The sequence below is a fragment of the Marinomonas sp. GJ51-14 genome (genome assembly GCF_055808695.1).
The window spans coordinates 690,790-707,400 of the sequence record NZ_CM147879.1 but is presented as its reverse complement, the minus strand read 5'-3'; the positions used below and the strand labels follow the sequence as shown (position 1 = coordinate 707,400).

Here is a 16,611-nt window from a genome sequence, read left to right as displayed (position 1 = left end):
ATTAGAATTTAAACCCTTTATGCAGGGCTACAATACCGCCAGTTAAGTTTTGGTAGCTTGTACGCTCGAAGCCAACTTCATCCATCATGCTTTTTAATGTTTCTTGATCTGGGTGCATACGGATAGATTCCGCAAGATAACGATAGCTTTCTGAGTCATTGGCTATTAGTTTGCCCATAGCAGGTAGAAGACGGAAAGAATACTGGTCGTAAACTTGCGATAGCATCTCAGATTTTGGCTTAGAAAATTCCAATACTAATAAACGACCACCTGGCTTCAAAACACGATACATAGAGGCTAGGGCTTTAGATTTATCTGTGACGTTTCTTAAGCCAAAGGCAATAGTGATGCAATCGAATGTATTATCAGGAAAAGGTAAAGCTTCCGCATTGGCTTGAACAAATTTCACATTACCAACTATCCCTTGATTTGCTAGCTTATCACGACCCACTTTAAGCATAGAGTCGTTAATATCAGCAAGAATAACTTGACCTTGACTGCCAACTAAGCGAGAAAATTTAAGTGTTAAATCCCCTGTGCCCCCGGCAATATCTAACACACAGTTACCAGCACGAACACCTGATTGGCTAATGGTGTGGCGCTTCCAAAGACGATGTACGCCCACAGACATAAGGTCATTCATAATGTCGTACTTTGCAGCTACAGAGTGAAAGACTTGCGCAACGGCTTGTACTTTTTCATCTGTTGGAATTTCTTTAAAGCCAAAGTGAGTGGTTTTGTTCTGATCGTCTTGCATAAACTGTTTCATCCTAGTGACGTTATCGCGTGCCGTTTTCTTTTTTACAAATGTGTTGGCACTTTCTTTGAGTGCTGTGTTCAATATGAATGGCGCTATTGTAACCGTGACAGTAACGCTCTGGTACTGCTTTATCTATTCTATTTGTGCGCGATGACTTTGTTTCGCCCCGACTCTTTCGCCATATAGAGATGTTTATCTGCGCGGGAAAACAAAGACTCTGGATCTTCTTGAGCTTGTAATTCAGCAATACCAATTGAAACAGAAATCGAAACTGGCTCACCTTGCATATTGAAAGGGGTCTTTTCCACCGCTGCTCGAATGGTTTCTGCACGGCTGGCAGCTTCAGCTAATGTTGTATTGGGAAAGATAATAACAAATTCTTCGCCACCATAACGAAAGATAAGGTCTTCTTTTGCTAAAGCATTGCGAATTTGTTTAGGAACCAGGCGCAATACTTTATCACCAGCCAAATGCCCCCAGGTATCATTAACCCTTTTAAAATGATCTATGTCACAAACAGCTAAACAGGCTGATTTTTTTGTTTTTTGTATCATTTTACAAAGTGGAAGAACCGTATCTTGATAAGCTGTGCGATTAGGTAAACCAGTTAAAGAATCTGTCATGGCCAAAGCCAGCTTTTCTTGCAAGAGAGAGCGCAGAGAATTAGAGTCTTTTTCCATTCTAACGACCTTGTTTTTTAATAAGGTGATAGATTGGTTTGCTTGTTTTTCTCGTTCTTGCATTTGCTGGCGGTGTTCTGACATTGTGCTGGAGATGGTTGATAAACGATCATTGATTAGGGCTTTTAAACTGTTTAGATCGGTTATGCCTTGCATTGCCTGCGATGTGTCATTTACTTGCATCTGCAGAGTGTTATTGAAGCCTTCACGGCTTTCAGACAAAGATTTTTGTGAATTATAGCTGCTCGTGACAGTTTGGTTAATGCTGGCAAGTTGCTTATTTAATTGAGTTAGATAATTGGCTAAGCTTTCTTGTGTCTTTCCTATGGCAATCATCACGAAGTTGATGACTTCGTCCATTAATCCTGGAAGTTGTTGAAAATTATTATTGCCTTGTAATGCTTTTACTAAATCGGCGATATCATCGTCATAGTAATTCGGAAGTTGTAGGTTATTCATTAATCCAGCAAGCGTGTGACTAATGCGCATCATGATTTCTTGATCACTTTGCGTATGCTCCGACTCTGATCTTCGGTTAAATAAACGTTTGAATAATGAGCTTTTGGGTTGTTCGCTGGTATCTGTCGCTTGATGTAATGTTTTTTCTACTAGTGCAAGAAAGCCTGTTAGTAATATCGGCCACTGTGCCGGTGATTGCCAATGTGAGCGAATTTGTGCTTCGAGCTGTTTCTTTTCATTCTGAGGGACTGGGTTACTTCCTTGCTCTACAAGAAGGTCGATAAGTGCTTCTAACGTATGTCTTACTTGTTTCGCACGATTCATCTGTGTCTGATCGCTTTTAATTAAAAGCGGTTCAGCATTGTTCAACACATCCAATATTGCTTTGGCATCTACACCTTTCGTTGTAGCTTGTCTAATTTGGCGAACGACGGAATCAAGTTCTGGGTCATTTCCTTCAGCCAGCATACTGGTTCTAGAAACGGCTTTACGTAACACTTCTATCAGTTTGTCACTCGATGATTCCGTCATATCGCCTCATTATGTATTATTTTTCTTGTCGCTCTTTCTCAATTAAGAAATCAACGACTTTATAAATATTTTCATTGCCATTTGCACTTTCGGCAGTGACTAAATACTTACCGTTTACGATCAATCCAGGAACGCCACGAGCGCCGTAAGCACGAATTTTTGCATCAGCTTGGCTTAGGCGGCTATTGACTGCAAATGAATTATACAGTTTACGAAATTCATCTTCGCTCACATCATATTTTGCAAAAAAGCTAGCCAGTGCGTCTTCAGAGTTTAGAGGACGACGCTCAACATGGATAGTGTTAAAGATATCTGCGCGAACTTTATCTTCTATTCCTAACAAATCAGCAACATAGAAAGCTTTAGCATGTGCTAACCAGTTACGACCAAAAACGGCTGGTAAGAATTTAAAGTCAACATCGCTTGGCGCATTTTTTTCCCATGCAAGTGTAATTGGTTCAAGGCTGTAACAATGTGGACAGCCATACCAAAATATTTCCGTTACTTCGACTTTGCTTGGATCAGCAGTTCGAACGGGTGTTTTGATTGTTGTGTAACCATTACCATCACTATAGTCAGCAGCTGCTGCCGTTAGCGGGATAAAAATTGAGAGTATTAAGGCTGAAAACAGCTTTATCATGGATTGCTCCTAATCATGTTTACTAAAAGTATTTTGTACATCATGCACAGAATTGTAAGTAAATACGATTCCTACGCAGACAAAAGGTTCTGCTTTTCCAGTAAGTTTACATAATATTTACATCAATGTTATCCATTAAATCACGGATATTTATATCGTTTTACCGGAACGAGGTATTATATTGATGTAGATCTTAGATATTTATTCAGATTCTATCTGCTTTTTGTGTTTAACATGGTATGTCAGGCTGTTTGCTGGCATTATATACAACTAAATATCTTGCATAATGACTGCATTGGGTAAGATAAAACATACGCTAATCTGAATTTACTGACGAATATCAACTTATGACACCTTTTGACTCTACTTTCCAGTCCGCACATTTTATTAAAAGTGCTGAAAAACTTTCTCAATGTCCTTTAGATCAGGGTGTTGAAGTGGCTTTTGCTGGTCGCTCGAATGCGGGTAAATCTACTGCATTAAATACTTTGACCAACCAAAAGAAACTGGCTCGTACATCAAAAACACCAGGCCGAACTCAGCTTATTAACTGTTTTGGTTTAAATGTGGAAGATCGTCGTCTGATTGACCTTCCAGGTTATGGTTTTGCAAAAGTGCCTATTGCCATGAAAAAAGTCTGGCAGGCTCACATGCAAGATTATTTGATGAATCGTCGTTCATTGGCTGGTGTTGTTTTGGTTATGGATATTCGCCATCCACTAAAAGAGTTTGATGAGATGATGTTGGATTGGGCAAGATCTAATGGCATGAAGGTTCATGTACTATTAACTAAATCAGACAAACTGAAGCGTGGTCCTGCAAAATCTACCATGTTAGGTGTTCAAAAAGTAATTAAAAACCTAGGTGTTGATGGTTCAGTACAGACCTTTTCTTCTTTAAATGGTGATGGTGTTGATGATCTGCGTATCAAGCTTGCTGAATGGTTGGTATTTGAGAACCTAGAAGAAATTCCAATTTCTCCTAACGCCTAATTGGATTAGGAGAAATAATATAAAAAAAGCCTCTATTGAGGCTTTTTTTATATTAGTATTTTGAAAAATAGACCTTATTTTCTTAGGTCTAAGATAGCCGAAATTTAATTTTACTGTGGTTTTAGATAGTCTGCTAAGAAAGTATCAAAATCGACGGTATCTTCTGCTTCGATAGCATCTTGCTCGCGTAATGAACGCTCAGTTTTTTCCATAAATTCATGAATGAGTTCATCAGATAAAGGTTGTTTCATCCACTGTGCTTGTTGCTCTTTTGACAGTGTTAGCATGGCATTTTGAAAGCCATTTTCAGCTTTGCAACGATCTAACAATTTAGCGGAAGGTAGCAGTGCTTCATCCTCCAGTTTCCTAGCTTGTAGTTTAACGGCTTCTTGATACGCTGGATTGTCTGTCTTTTCAGATAAGAAATCTGCAACCATGGCTAATTCATTCAACATACTTGATGCTTTATCACGAAGCTTGATTGGCCCTTGGCCAAAATCAAAATTCATATCTAAATCACGCCCATGGGAAGCAATCTCTTGCTGCATTTTTCGTAGTTGACTACATTCGTCCATACCTAAACGCTCATCGCCACGCAACATACAATAAAGTAAAAATACGTCGATGAAGTATAGAGTAGAGGATTGCATTCCAATAGCAGAGCTTGGATCCAAATCCATTATGCGAACTTCAATGTATTCAACCCCTCGGGACTGTAGTGCTGCGCTCGGGTGCTCTCCTGGTTGAGTAACACGTTTAGGTCGAATGTCACTGTAGTATTCGTTTTCGATCTGCAATAGATTGCTGTTTAGCTGGCGATATTTACCACCGACTTTAACGCCAATATCTTGATAGCGTTGATAAGGTGTTTGTAGGGCTTTTTTGACCGTGTTGATATAAGTATCAACCTCGTTGTAACAAACATATAGATCGGCTTGAGCTTTGTTTTGATAGCCAAGGTCACTCATACGAAGAGAGGTTGCTTTAGGGCCAAACCAGGTGTGTTTTTCTAGCTCGTTTAGAATGTTAGGTTTTTTGGGTAAAAAGCTTTCATCGATAGCTGGTGAGGCGCCAAAGAATAACGAAAGCATCCAAGAGCTCCGGCGAAAATTACGAATCAAAGCGAAATAACTTTCAGACTGAAAATCTTGTTTTTGCTCAGGTGTTAGTGATGTTTTTCCTTTATAGTTTTCAAGGAAGTTCCAAAAGTCTTTATCAAATGAGAAGTTGTAATGCATACCTGCGATACATTGCATGATACGACCATAGCGATTTGACAAACCTTCACGATAAACACTTTTCAATTTGCCTGTATTCGATTCACCATAATAAGCGATAGGAACATCTTCATTACCTTCTAAGTAACAAGGCATGCTTGCAGGCCATAAAGATTCGCCTTGCTTGTGCAGCTCATGGTTAACCAAGTTATGAATGTTTTCTAATTCCGTTATGACGCCTTCAACACTGGGGTGGACCTGTGTAATAAACTCCATCAAAGACTCAGAGTAATCGGTTGTAATCGAGCTATGGGTAAGCGCAGAACCTAGTGCTTTAGGATGTGGTAAATGAGAAATTCGTCCTTTGTTATGACTGACTCGTAGAGCTTCTCGTTCTACGCCGCGATGAAATGTCAGTGTGGATAAAGACGTATCTTTTAGGCAGTGGCTCGCCAGTGCATGTAAAGCATCGGTTAAAGTAGTCAAGAAGTCGTCCTTTATAAGTTGGCGTAAACGCTAAGGCAAAATTTAATGGAAAAGATTGTACTCGGCAGAGCTTAATAACAGCAAGCGAGAGATTACTCATGCACAAAATATGCAGACTTTAACGTAACGCCAATAGTCTTAATGTAGGCCGGATTAGACGAGGTACGAGGCGTAATCCGGCAATCGGAATACAATCGTTTGATTACGGTCGTGCCTCCCTAATACAAACCTAGAAGACATAAATAACGATCACAAGCGCATTTCTATTCCAGCATCACTCATGCATTGTTTGGCTTCTTGAATGCTGTATTCACCAAAGTGAAAAATACTGGCGGCCAAGACGGCATCCGCTTTGCCTTTTGTTACACCTTCAACAAGGTGATCCAAGTTACCTACACCACCAGAAGCAATAACAGGAACATGGACAGCTTCACTAATAGCGCGAGTAACGCCAAGATCAAAGCCATTTTTTGTGCCGTCACGATCCATGCTGGTTAGCAGTATTTCACCTGCGCCGTATTCGACCATTTTCTTAGCCCATTCAACGGCGTCTAAACCAGTCGGTTTACGACCACCATGGGTGAAAATTTCCCATTTGTCAGCTTCGCCTTCAGCACTAACTTTTTTAGCATCAATGGCTACAACGATACATTGTGAGCCAAAACGTTGGGCGGCTTCACGGACAAATTCAGGATTGAAAACAGCAGCAGTGTTAATACCGACTTTGTCTGCGCCTGCATTCAGCATGCGACGGATATCCTCGCAAGTACGGATGCCGCCGCCAACGGTTAATGGAATGAATACTTGGCTGGCAATGGCTTCTACCATGTGAACGGTTGTTGCGCGATCATCAGAACTGGCGGTAATATCAAGAAAAGTGATTTCATCTGCGCCTTGTTCATCGTAGCGTTTAGCAACTTCAACTGGGTCGCCTGCATCACGGATATCGACGAACTGAACACCTTTCACCACACGACCATTGTCTACGTCAAGACAAGGAATAATTCGTTTTGCTAAGCCCATTACATGGCTCCTAATCTCTGAAGCTTTATTAACGACTTAATCAGCGTCATTAATAAAATTTTATCTAAGTGGTTATCTACTGTTATGGCTTGCCATCCCAATGGATGAAATTTTTATAAAGCTGAAGACCGTCTTTATGGCTTTTTTCTGGGTGGAACTGCACCGCAAAAACATTGTCTCGTGCGAGAGCTACACAGAACTCCAAACCATAATCACAAGTTCCTGCTACTTCTTCTTTATTTTCTGGCACAACGTAAAAGCTGTGCACAAAATAGAAACGAGCGTTATCAGGAATGCCTACCCAAAGAGGATGGTTAATGGCTTGTTTAACTTGGTTCCAACCCATGTGCGGTACTTTTAATTTACTGCCGTCATGGTCTTTGTGATTTTCACCAAAGAACAGCGCGTTGCCTTTGAAGTGATTCAAACAATCTACGCCACTGTTTTCTTCACTGTGTGACATTAAGGATTGAATACCAACACAAATAGCGAGAAAAGGCTTTTCGGCCATGGCTTTATGAATACTTGGAACCAAGCCTGCATTGTACATTTCACCAATACAATCTCGAATGGCACCAACGCCAGGTAACAGCACACGATCTGCTGCATCAATTACGGCAGGGTCGCTTGTGACAACAACCGATGTGTTTTCATCCGCAACGTATTCAAGCGCTTTGGCAACCGAATGTAAGTTGCCCATGCCGTAATCAATAACGGCAACTGTGGATTTTTTTACTTCACTCATACACTTCACTCACGCACCTTACACATACAAATAAAGGAGGGTTGATAAACTAAAGAATCTTACAAACAGCCTTTAGTAGAAGGCATTTGCCCCGCCATACGCTCGTCAACTTCTAATGCCATGCGTAATGCACGACCAAAGGCTTTAAATATAGTTTCCGCTTGGTGGTGTGTGTTTTTGCCACGTAGGTTGTCTAAGTGCAAAGTCACTTTTGCGTGATTGATAAAGCCGTGGAAAAATTCAGAAAACAAATCCACATCAAAACCACCCACAGAACCGCGAGTAAAAGGCACGTGCATCTCTAAGCCAGGGCGACCAGAAAAATCGATAACCACGCGAGATAGCGCTTCATCTAAAGGAACATAGGCATGGCCGTAACGTTTGATGCCTTTTTTATCACCAACCGCGATTTCAAAAGCTTGTCCTAAGGTAATGCCTAAATCTTCCACTGTGTGGTGAGCATCAATGTGAAGGTCACCAACCGCGTGGATGTCTAAATCAATCAGGCCATGGCGAGCCACTTGCTCAAGCATATGGTCAAGAAAAGGAACGCCTGTAAAGCAGTTGAATTTACCGGTACCGTCTAGGTTGATTGACACCTTGATCTGAGTTTCAAGCGTATTGCGCTCGACACTAGCAATGCGATCGGACATTGATTGGTTTCTCCACCGTGATTGTGACAAAAAAGGGTCACTGTTATGACATAAGTTCCCCATTATAGAACGTGGGCTCTCAGGCTTCTATGCCTTGGCCCAGTGTTTTTAATGAGTTGTCTCTATTGGATCGATAATACATGGCTTCGGATGCTATGATAAGGCAATCCACTTAACCAATTTTGGGGTTGAGTGTTTATGAAGATTCAGAACACATACTTCATTGTATTTATTTAAGGAGTTCATCATGGTTTGGGTAAAGCGACTTTCTTTACTGGTTGCTAGTCTTTTGGTGTTAGTTTTTGCACTACTGGCCTACGTTACTGTATTTGTTAATCCCAACGATTTTAAAGATGAGCTTAAAAATGTCGCTTTAGAAAAAGCTGGCGTTAATTTACGTTTGGATGGCGATATTAGTTGGTCGTTTTTTCCTTGGCTTGGACTTGAGCTGGAAGACATTGGTGTGGCATTAGGGGCCGATGCTGAAATTTTACAGTTCGACAAAGCGGAGTTTGGTTTGGCTATTATGCCCTTGTTAGAACAAAAAATTCAGGTGAATAAGGTGAACCTTGTCAACTTGAAAGCCAGTCTACGTAAAGACAAAAATGGCCAGGGTAATTGGCAATTGGATTTACCGGAAGAAAGCTCAAATAGCGTACCAACAGCAGAAACAAGCAACACAAATAACCCAGTAAGCACTGTAGCAACAGACGATGCTGCCGTTGAAAATATTGAATTTACATTGCCTGATTTACAGCTTGATGAACTTCGTATCGAAAACGCACAAGTAGAATACCGTGATGAGCAAACCAATCAACTGATAAGCGCAGCGTTGAATGTTCAATTGAACGATGTGCAATGGGATAAAGCGTGGCCAATGGTCATGGATGCCGCCGTCACGCAAAGTGATTTAGATGGTAACTCAGCTATTAAAGCGTCCGTGCAATTAAATGCAAACTTAGCCGTATTTCCATCAAGAGAATCCCTATCATTAGATTCTTTGGTTTTATCCGGTGAAGTAGAAAGTGCGATCTTGCCCGTGAGCCCTATCAAGGCAAAATTGAGTGCCGCGAAAGTTGATTTCGACTTGCCACAGGAGAACGCTTTAATCGAAGGTTTGGCTTTGAGCGTATTAGGTTTAAATATCGATGCTGATATTCAGGCTTATGAAGTGCTGAGTGAGCCGAAATTCTCTGTTTCCTTATCTTTAGGTGATTTTAACCCTCGTGAAGTGATGGCATCTTTAAACTTGCCAGCACTAGATATGTCAGACGACACAGCATTCACTAATGTACGAGCAAACATTGCATTAGAAGGCAGTTTAGAAGCCATTACAGCGCAACCTATTTCCATTGTTTTAGATGATACAAAAATAGAAGCTAATGCTGTTCTGGATTTGTCACCATTGAGCTGGGATGTGCGAATCGCAGGAGCAAATTTGAATCTAGACCGTTATTTACCAACGCCACCTGAAGAAACCAAAGTTACGTCAGATACTGTTAGCTCTACAGCAATTGCAGAAGAAACCAGTGACTTGATTCCCGTGGAGTTAATCCGTGGCTTGAATGGGCACATTGGTATTGCCTTTGAAGACATTATTGTTAAGAACCTAAAGATCGACAAGATAGAATTGGACTCAACTCAGTCAAATGGGTTAGTGAAAGTGTCGCCACTAAAAGCGTCTTTGTATGAAGGCAGCATTGCTTCAACAGTGAATTTGGATGTCCGTGGTAAGACACCTTTGATCAATGTCGCTCCCTCTATGGATGGTCTTCAAATTCAACCACTGTTGATTGATTTTATGGATATGGACAAAATTTCAGGTGCAACTTACTTAAGTGGTGAGTTGAGCACGAAAGGAAATAGCCTTGATGATCTAATGGCATCCTTGCAAGGCGATCTTCTGGTTGATATTCGAAATGGAGCGTTAGTTGGTATGAACCTAACCAAATCGGTTTGTGAAGGAATCGCATACACTCGTAAGGCCAACATAGATGAAGGCAAGTTTGGTTCAGACACGCCATTTGAAACAATGAAATTTCCTGCACGTATTGTTAATGGACAAATTTCAACACCAGGTCTTGATATTAGTTCGGCAGGTATTCAAGTAACCGGTGACGGTGTAGTGTCGTTAACAAAATCTTCATTGGATTATCAGGTGAATGTTGGTTTTCCTGGTAGCGCTTTAGACGATGATTGTCTTGTGAATGAAAAGGTCGCTAAGTTGACGTTTCCTATTATTTGTCGTGGCCAGTTTAGTGATGATCTAGTTGGTTTATGCCGTCCTGACTTAAAAGGTTTTGGTTCTTTGTTTGTTGATTTGGCAAAGGCAGAGTTAAAGCTGAAGGCGGATGAAGAAAAGGCTAAGTTAAAAGCAGAATTAGAAGCCAAGGTGGCGGCAGAAAAAGCGAGACTTGAAGCTGATAAAGCTAAACTTAAGGCAGAGTTAGATGCAAAAGTTGCAGCAGAAAAAGCCAAGCTTAAAGCCGAATTAGAAGCGAAGCGTAAAGCGGAAGAAGAAGCCTTGAAAGACAAGCTGAAAAACAAACTAAAAGACTTATTTTAGTAGCAAGGGTTTCCAGATCGGTTTTTGCTATCTAAAAGAAACACTATGAACATGAGAAAGAAATGCAGCCAGTAGAGAATTTTGCGCCCCGTGTTTTAGCGTGGTTTGATGAGCACGGACGTAAAAGCTTGCCTTGGCAAGAAGATAAAACACCTTATCGTGTGTGGATTTCTGAAATCATGTTGCAGCAAACGCAAGTGACTACAGTAATGCCTTATTACCATAAGTTCATGGCATCATTTCCTGATGTTGAAGCCTTGGCTAATGCGGAACAAGATGAGGTATTGGCTCATTGGAGTGGATTAGGGTATTACGCTAGAGCTCGTAACATGCATAAAGCAGCAAAAATGCTGGTGGATGAACTGGATGGTGAGTTTCCGAAAACGGTAGAAGGTGTGTGTGAATTACCCGGTATTGGTCGTTCTACTGCGGCCGCTATTTTGTCTATTTCTCGTGGTGTACAGGCGGCCATTTTAGACGGCAATGTAAAGCGAGTTTTAGGTCGATTTCATGCTGTGCCAACTTGGCCGGGTGAGAAGAAAACCGAAAATGCTATGTGGGACTTGGCCGAATCTTATATGCCAAGCGAACGTTGTGGTGATTACACCCAGGCCATGATGGATTTGGGGGCGACGCTTTGCACTCGCTCTAAGCCTCAATGTTTGATTTGTCCTCTGGAAAGTGACTGCCAAGCACGACGCTCGCCAGATCCAACTCAATTTCCTATTCGTAAACCTAAAAAAGCCGCGAAACCAGAAAAAAGTATCCAACTTTTGGTTATGGCAAATTCGCAAGGGCAGCTATTGCTAGAAAAACGGCCGCAAACCGGGATTTGGGGAGGATTATGGAGCCTACCTGAATTAGCATCGGATGACTCTATCGTGCTTCATATAGAGCAGCGTTTTGCGACCCAAGTAAACACTGTCATACCTTTGTCATCTTTTCGACATACCTTTAGTCACTATCATTTAGATATTTCCCCAAGCCTTGCCCAAATAGAAAATGTTTCTATGGTGATGGAAGGTGAAAAATATCAATGGTTCAGTCGACAAGATGCCTTAGCTCTTGGTCTGCCTGCACCAGTTAGAAGTATTTTAGAACAAGTTAATTGAGGCAAGTGAGCTAGACTACTTGCTTGAAAGTAATCGCGATTGGAAATGATGATGCCACATAGTTCTCCCTCATATTTTAAGCGCGTCCTAGAAGTCTTTGTGTCTTTCTTTCTATTAGGTTTTACCAGCTTCGGTGGGCCAGCTGCGCACTTAGGTTATTTTAATCAAGAATTTATTAAACTTAAAAAGTGGGCAACAGAATCACAATACGCTCAATGGGTCGCATTAAGTCAAATTGTACCAGGACCAGGTTCGAGTCAGGTTGGCTTTGCTCTTGGTTATCACCGCGCTGGTTTTGCTGGTGGGATAGCCGCCTTCCTTGGTTTCACCTTACCCTCGTTTGTTGTCATGGTTTTATTGGTGCAATTTGGTGAGGCGTGGCAAGAATCTGAATTTTTCGATGACGCAGTTCATAGCTTAAAGTTGCTTGCTGTGGTCGTGGTAGCTGATGCTTGTGTCAGCATGTGGCGATCATTCTGCCAGAATAGGATTATGGTTTTAGTTGCCTTATCTAGTTCGGCCTTTCTTGTCCTTTATCCTTTTGGCTTTGCAAGTTTAATTGTACTTTTTATAGCCGCTTGTGTTGGTGTTTTTGCGCCTTCTAGCTCTTCTAATGCAAGAGAAGCCTTGCCGAAGATTCGGTTTGTTTGGTTATATTTACTTATCGCCTTGGGTTTGTTTGTTGCTAGTTTTCTCTTTACTGACTCTTTGGGTGGGTTATTTGCTGATTTTTATCAAGCGGGCGCGTTGGTGTTTGGCGGTGGTCATGTTGTACTGCCAATGTTGTCAGCATTTGTGTCCGACACGGTAACCGAATCGAATTTGTTGTTGGGTTATGCTGCGGCCCAAGCCGTTCCTGGCCCGATGTTTACCATGGCGAGTTTTCTTGGTGCTTCTGTCGCACCACAAGGTGCAAGCATTTGGGTTTGGGCGGGTGTTGCGACATTGGCTGTTTTTTTGTCAGGTCTGCTGCTTATGTTAAGTGCACAAAATGCGTGGCAGAGCTTATCAACTAATGGTCGCTTTTGTTCCACTGTTGGTAGTTTGAATGCGGCAGTGGTCGGCATATTAATCGCGGCCTTATATCATCCTATCGGGACCTCAAGCCTAGAGAGCTGGATAGATATTGTGATTGTCGGTGTTGGTTTTATATGGCTAAAATTCAAACGACCTTCTATTTTTAAGCTTATTATCGTGTTTGTGTTATTTGGGTTGGCTCGAAGTTATTCTTAACCGTTTTATAAGCTAGGCTTTGATAAACCTTGATTTTTTATCCTTTAGCGCCATTATTGACCTCATACATTCTTAATTGCGAGTTATCTTTATGTCGAATACCGTTTTTTGTAAAAAGTACCAAAAGGACATGGAGGCGTTAGATCGAGCACCTTTACCTGGCGCTAAAGGCCAAGAAATTCTGCAGACTGTTTCTAAGCAAGCTTGGCAAGAATGGCAATTACTGCAAACCATGATGATTAACGAAAAACAGCTTAATTTGATGCAGCCGGAATCACGTAAGTATGTGATGGCGCAAATGGACAAGTTTTTGAATAATGAAGAAACTGACAAGTTAACAGGTTACGTGAGCCCGGATGACATAACTGAGCTTTAGTACTTAAAAAGTAAAACGAAAGAATCTTAAAAAACCTCATGTTAAATATTAACTATGAGGTTTTTTAATATTTAACTTTTTTAAATTATTACTGGGTTACAAAGCTGGCGAATAAAATATCGGTTACTGGCGCAATACCAGTCTCTTCTTGTAAGGCTTGGTTTACCGCAATAGCAGCTTCTTTACGGGTTTGCTCACGAGCAATAGCACCTGCAACTTGATCTGGTGTGAGTGAACTCAAGAACATTACTAATGCATCTCTAACTAAAGGCATATTGGCTTCAATCAGTTCTTTCTTAGCTAATTCGGTACGAATACTAATACTCGTTTTAATATATCTTAGCCGAGAGCCTTCACTGGCATTATTAACAATAAAGTTAGGTGTTAATTCAATATAGGCAACAGAAAGTGGGTCATCATCTTCAGCATAGACTGAATGACACATCAGGCTGCTGATTAATATAAAAGAAAAGAGTAAAGATTTATTGCGTATAGATATCATCAATGACATTTTAGATTCTCGTATTCATTACAATAGACAGTATACTAACTGTCATTAAAGCTTGCTGTCAGTAGTAATTTTGCACTTTCTTATTATTCCTGCAGTAATAAACGCTCTATCGGATCAAAAATATCAACTTAGTGAGTCTAGGAATCTTTATATGTTTGCGTTTTTATCTGCTCGTCGTTTCCATGGTTTGGTTGCCTTCGTATCTTTTGCTCTTTTGGGTGTAGCCTTTTATATGGAATATCAAATGGGGCTAGAGCCTTGTCCACTTTGTATGTTACAGCGCATTGTTTTCCTCTGTGTTGGTGTGGTGTCATTGTTGTCTTCGTTAACAGGGAGTCATTTAGCTCGTAAATATTTCTCTTGGCTTGTTGCTGTTTTGTCTCTTGCGGGTGCAGCGTTGGCTATTCGCCATTTGTATTTACAAAGTTTACCAGAAGACCAGCTTCCAGCCTGTCTGCCAGGTCTAAGCTATATGTTTGAGGTTTTCCCATGGCAAGAAATCATGCAGGCTATGATTATGGGGACAGGTGAGTGTGGTGATGTTGTTTGGACTTTCTTAGGAATTAGTATACCTGGTTGGACCTTAGTTGCTTTTGTAGGTATGGCATTGATTAATATAGTAATTGCGTTAACGACTCGTAAAAAAACAACTTACTGGTAAAAGGTTACAAATCCCCACAGGCTAGTGTCTTGCAGGGGGTTGCGTATCGGAATATGCTTGAGACATAGAGAATAATTAACCCCTGATGGAGTTTTCATATGTTAGAAGGTTGTAAAACAGCCCAAGAACGATGGGGCGGTGTTCACGAAATTATTGATCGTTGGCTTGAGCAACGTCGTAAGTTGATTGAAGCTGCAATTTATTTGCGTGAACGGGGTGAGTATACGCCCTTGGATACGCCTAAAATTCAGTCGTTCTGTGAACTCTTGGTAGATTATGTGTCTGCTGGACATTTTACTGTTTATGAACAACTGGCATTAGAAGCAAACCAATTTCATGATGATAGTGCGGTTGCTCTGCTGCGTGAATTATTGCCTTTGATCGATAGTTCAACAGAAGTCGCTATTGAGTTTAATGATAAATACGACACGAAAGCCCATTGTAACGCTCAGCTTGAGTCCCTGCTTTTCTCGCTAAAAGCGTTAAAAGTGGTTCTTGCTGAACGTTTTCAATATGAAGATAGGTTGATAAAGGAACTACATGAAGCGAACAGTGAAAGAAGCGCTTAAACTTGGCCTTTTACTCTGCTCCACTGTGGCGCTTTTGTCTTGCTCCGCAGAGGCACCTGTTCGCACGGCAAAATATGCTGTTCAAGGTGTTTATTCTGCTGCGTTAAGTAGCAAGGGTTCTTCAGCTCTGATTGGCTCTATACAGCATGGTGGAAGCTATTGGAAAAGTTCAGTCAATGAACGGACCTTTAATTGGAACCATAAAGCGGGTGAGTTTACATCACTGATTAGCGTTGATATTGATCCCAGTAATCAATATGCCGCAACAGGTAGCGCTCGTACTCTTGTTTTGTGGAGTACTACTACAGGTAAGCCGGATGGCTTCTGGACAACGCCTGGAGACATCCAATCTTTGCGCTTAACCCAAAATGGCGATTACGCTTTGATTGGGTTAAATGATGAAACTGCTCGTTTTTTTGATGTGAAAAATGGTGGTATCAAACAAACTCTACGTACAGGCTCGACGGTTCATGCCGCCGATATTTCACCTGACGCACAGCTAGGTCTTACTGGGGATGACGAAAGTAATGTCATTTTATGGGACTTACTAACAGGTAAGCCAAAGTTCAAATGGGCGCTCAGTAATCAAATCGCCAGTGTTGCCTTATCAGAAGATGGCAAATACGCATTTGGCGCTGCACAACTTGGCACGGCAAGAATTTGGTCCACGCGTACAGGGCAAGAGCTGAGTGTGATTGATACAGGGGCGCTGAAATATCGTAACGTCACCATTAGTCAGGCTGTATTTTCGAATAATGGTAGGAATATTTTAACGGGTGAAGTAAACGGTCGTGTTTCGTTAATTCAAATGAGTACTGGTGTGGTTCAAAAAGAATGGGACTTGTACTCTGAACGAAGTAACCCTTCTGGTGCGAATGTCATGGCGTTGGCATTTGGTGCTGGTAACCGTTACTACGCCATTGGTGGTAACGGCTACTTAAATGTATTGGAATAATCCATGCCTAGTCTAGATATTAAATCCATTGTTTCCTCAAAGTGGGCTGCTTTCTTTGCACTCCAAGGCGCTCTTTCTGTGGCTGCCGGCGCATTTGGGGCCCATGCATTAACAGAGACTCTAGATCCTAAATCCCTTGGTTGGTGGCATACTGCAAGCCAATATCTTATGCACCATGCTCTTGCTGGCTTAATTGTCGCAGCGTTGTTTTCGAACTTACCTTCTCGCAAAAATATACTTATTCTGTTTCTTGTCGGAAATACATTATTCGCAGGCAGTTTATATATGATGGCGTTAACGGGTTATACCTTTTTAGGTGCAATTACGCCTTTGGGCGGATTATGCTATTTACTCGCTTGGTGTTGTCTAGGATTTCGTTTATGGCAATTTAAGAATACTGATAATAGTCAAAATTGAATTAACTCAACAAAGCAGGACAGAG

General features: G+C 41.3%; 17 protein-coding genes. 9 read left to right on the top strand and 8 right to left on the bottom strand.

Features of this window, described 5'->3' with window-relative positions:
• Position 1 precedes the first annotated feature (1 nt).
• From ubiE to AC0L3Y_RS03415, 3 genes are all read right to left on the bottom strand, one after another.
• The gene (gene ubiE / locus AC0L3Y_RS03425) at positions 2-757 is read right to left on the bottom strand and encodes a bifunctional demethylmenaquinone methyltransferase/2-methoxy-6-polyprenyl-1,4-benzoquinol methylase UbiE (RefSeq protein ID WP_473468780.1); all 756 of its coding nucleotides are present in this window, start codon (positions 755-757) and stop codon (positions 2-4) included.
• Between the two features lie 140 nt (positions 758-897).
• Positions 898-2,430 (bottom strand): GGDEF domain-containing protein, encoded by a 1,533-nt coding sequence (locus tag AC0L3Y_RS03420; RefSeq protein WP_473468778.1) that lies wholly within the window; start codon positions 2,428-2,430, stop codon positions 898-900.
• 16 nt (positions 2,431-2,446) lie between these two features.
• Positions 2,447-3,070 carry a thiol:disulfide interchange protein DsbA/DsbL gene (locus tag AC0L3Y_RS03415; RefSeq protein WP_473468776.1) on the bottom strand — a complete coding sequence of 208 codons (624 nt, stop codon included), beginning with the start codon at positions 3,068-3,070 and terminating at the stop codon, positions 2,447-2,449.
• 347 nt (positions 3,071-3,417) lie between these two features.
• Here AC0L3Y_RS03415 and yihA point away from each other — a divergent pair, with 347 nt between their 5' ends.
• The gene (gene yihA / locus AC0L3Y_RS03410) at positions 3,418-4,062 is read left to right on the top strand and encodes a ribosome biogenesis GTP-binding protein YihA/YsxC (RefSeq protein WP_473468774.1); all 645 of its coding nucleotides are present in this window, start codon (positions 3,418-3,420) and stop codon (positions 4,060-4,062) included.
• A gap of 110 nt (positions 4,063-4,172) precedes the next feature.
• Here the strand turns inward: yihA and gshA are convergent, their stop codons facing one another.
• The 4 genes from gshA to hisB form a co-directional block, all read right to left on the bottom strand.
• Positions 4,173-5,765, bottom strand: a complete 1,593-nt coding sequence (gshA, locus tag AC0L3Y_RS03405) for a glutamate--cysteine ligase (protein ID WP_473468772.1) — start codon at positions 5,763-5,765, stop codon at positions 4,173-4,175.
• A gap of 249 nt (positions 5,766-6,014) precedes the next feature.
• On the bottom strand, positions 6,015-6,788 hold the full coding sequence (gene hisF, locus AC0L3Y_RS03400) for an imidazole glycerol phosphate synthase subunit HisF (RefSeq protein WP_473468770.1): 774 nt from the start codon (positions 6,786-6,788) through the stop codon (positions 6,015-6,017).
• A gap of 82 nt (positions 6,789-6,870) precedes the next feature.
• A complete protein-coding gene (gene hisH / locus AC0L3Y_RS03395; RefSeq protein WP_473468768.1) occupies positions 6,871-7,533 on the bottom strand; it encodes an imidazole glycerol phosphate synthase subunit HisH in 663 nt (220 codons plus the stop codon).
• A gap of 59 nt (positions 7,534-7,592) precedes the next feature.
• The gene (hisB, locus tag AC0L3Y_RS03390) at positions 7,593-8,186 is read right to left on the bottom strand and encodes an imidazoleglycerol-phosphate dehydratase HisB (RefSeq protein ID WP_473468765.1); all 594 of its coding nucleotides are present in this window, start codon (positions 8,184-8,186) and stop codon (positions 7,593-7,595) included.
• 247 nt (positions 8,187-8,433) lie between these two features.
• Here hisB and AC0L3Y_RS03385 point away from each other — a divergent pair, with 247 nt between their 5' ends.
• The 4 genes from AC0L3Y_RS03385 to AC0L3Y_RS03370 all read left to right on the top strand — a co-directional run bounded on the left by AC0L3Y_RS03385 (position 8,434) and on the right by AC0L3Y_RS03370 (position 13,473).
• On the top strand, positions 8,434-10,752 hold the full coding sequence (locus AC0L3Y_RS03385; RefSeq protein ID WP_473468760.1) for an AsmA family protein: 2,319 nt from the start codon (positions 8,434-8,436) through the stop codon (positions 10,750-10,752).
• Positions 10,753-10,814: 62 nt separating this feature from the next.
• Complete coding sequence (gene mutY / locus AC0L3Y_RS03380; protein ID WP_473468757.1) at positions 10,815-11,864, top strand: A/G-specific adenine glycosylase; 1,050 nt, start codon at positions 10,815-10,817, stop codon at positions 11,862-11,864.
• Positions 11,865-11,963: 99 nt separating this feature from the next.
• On the top strand, positions 11,964-13,097 hold the full coding sequence (chrA, locus tag AC0L3Y_RS03375) for a chromate efflux transporter (RefSeq protein ID WP_473468752.1): 1,134 nt from the start codon (positions 11,964-11,966) through the stop codon (positions 13,095-13,097).
• A 91-nt stretch (positions 13,098-13,188) separates the two neighbouring features.
• On the top strand, positions 13,189-13,473 hold the full coding sequence (locus AC0L3Y_RS03370) for an oxidative damage protection protein (protein ID WP_473468750.1): 285 nt from the start codon (positions 13,189-13,191) through the stop codon (positions 13,471-13,473).
• Positions 13,474-13,561: 88 nt separating this feature from the next.
• Here AC0L3Y_RS03370 and AC0L3Y_RS03365 read toward each other — a convergent pair whose 3' ends face one another.
• On the bottom strand, positions 13,562-13,984 hold the full coding sequence (locus tag AC0L3Y_RS03365; RefSeq protein ID WP_473468748.1) for a flagellar basal body-associated FliL family protein: 423 nt from the start codon (positions 13,982-13,984) through the stop codon (positions 13,562-13,564).
• Positions 13,985-14,135: 151 nt separating this feature from the next.
• Here AC0L3Y_RS03365 and AC0L3Y_RS03360 point away from each other — a divergent pair, with 151 nt between their 5' ends.
• The 4 genes from AC0L3Y_RS03360 to AC0L3Y_RS03345 all read left to right on the top strand — a co-directional run bounded on the left by AC0L3Y_RS03360 (position 14,136) and on the right by AC0L3Y_RS03345 (position 16,586).
• Complete coding sequence (locus tag AC0L3Y_RS03360; RefSeq protein WP_473468747.1) at positions 14,136-14,645, top strand: disulfide bond formation protein B; 510 nt, start codon at positions 14,136-14,138, stop codon at positions 14,643-14,645.
• 98 nt (positions 14,646-14,743) lie between these two features.
• Positions 14,744-15,214, top strand: a complete 471-nt coding sequence (gene rsd, locus AC0L3Y_RS03355; RefSeq protein WP_473468746.1) for a sigma D regulator — start codon at positions 14,744-14,746, stop codon at positions 15,212-15,214.
• Positions 15,186-16,169: a WD40 repeat domain-containing protein gene (locus AC0L3Y_RS03350; RefSeq protein WP_473468743.1), complete on the top strand. Its 984-nt coding sequence runs from the start codon at positions 15,186-15,188 to the stop codon at positions 16,167-16,169. Before rsd ends, AC0L3Y_RS03350 begins: the two co-directional genes overlap by 29 nt.
• A 3-nt stretch (positions 16,170-16,172) precedes the next feature.
• Entirely contained in the window at positions 16,173-16,586 is a 414-nt protein-coding gene (locus AC0L3Y_RS03345) for a DUF423 domain-containing protein (protein WP_473468742.1), read from the top strand.
• Positions 16,587-16,611: the final 25 nt, after the last annotated feature.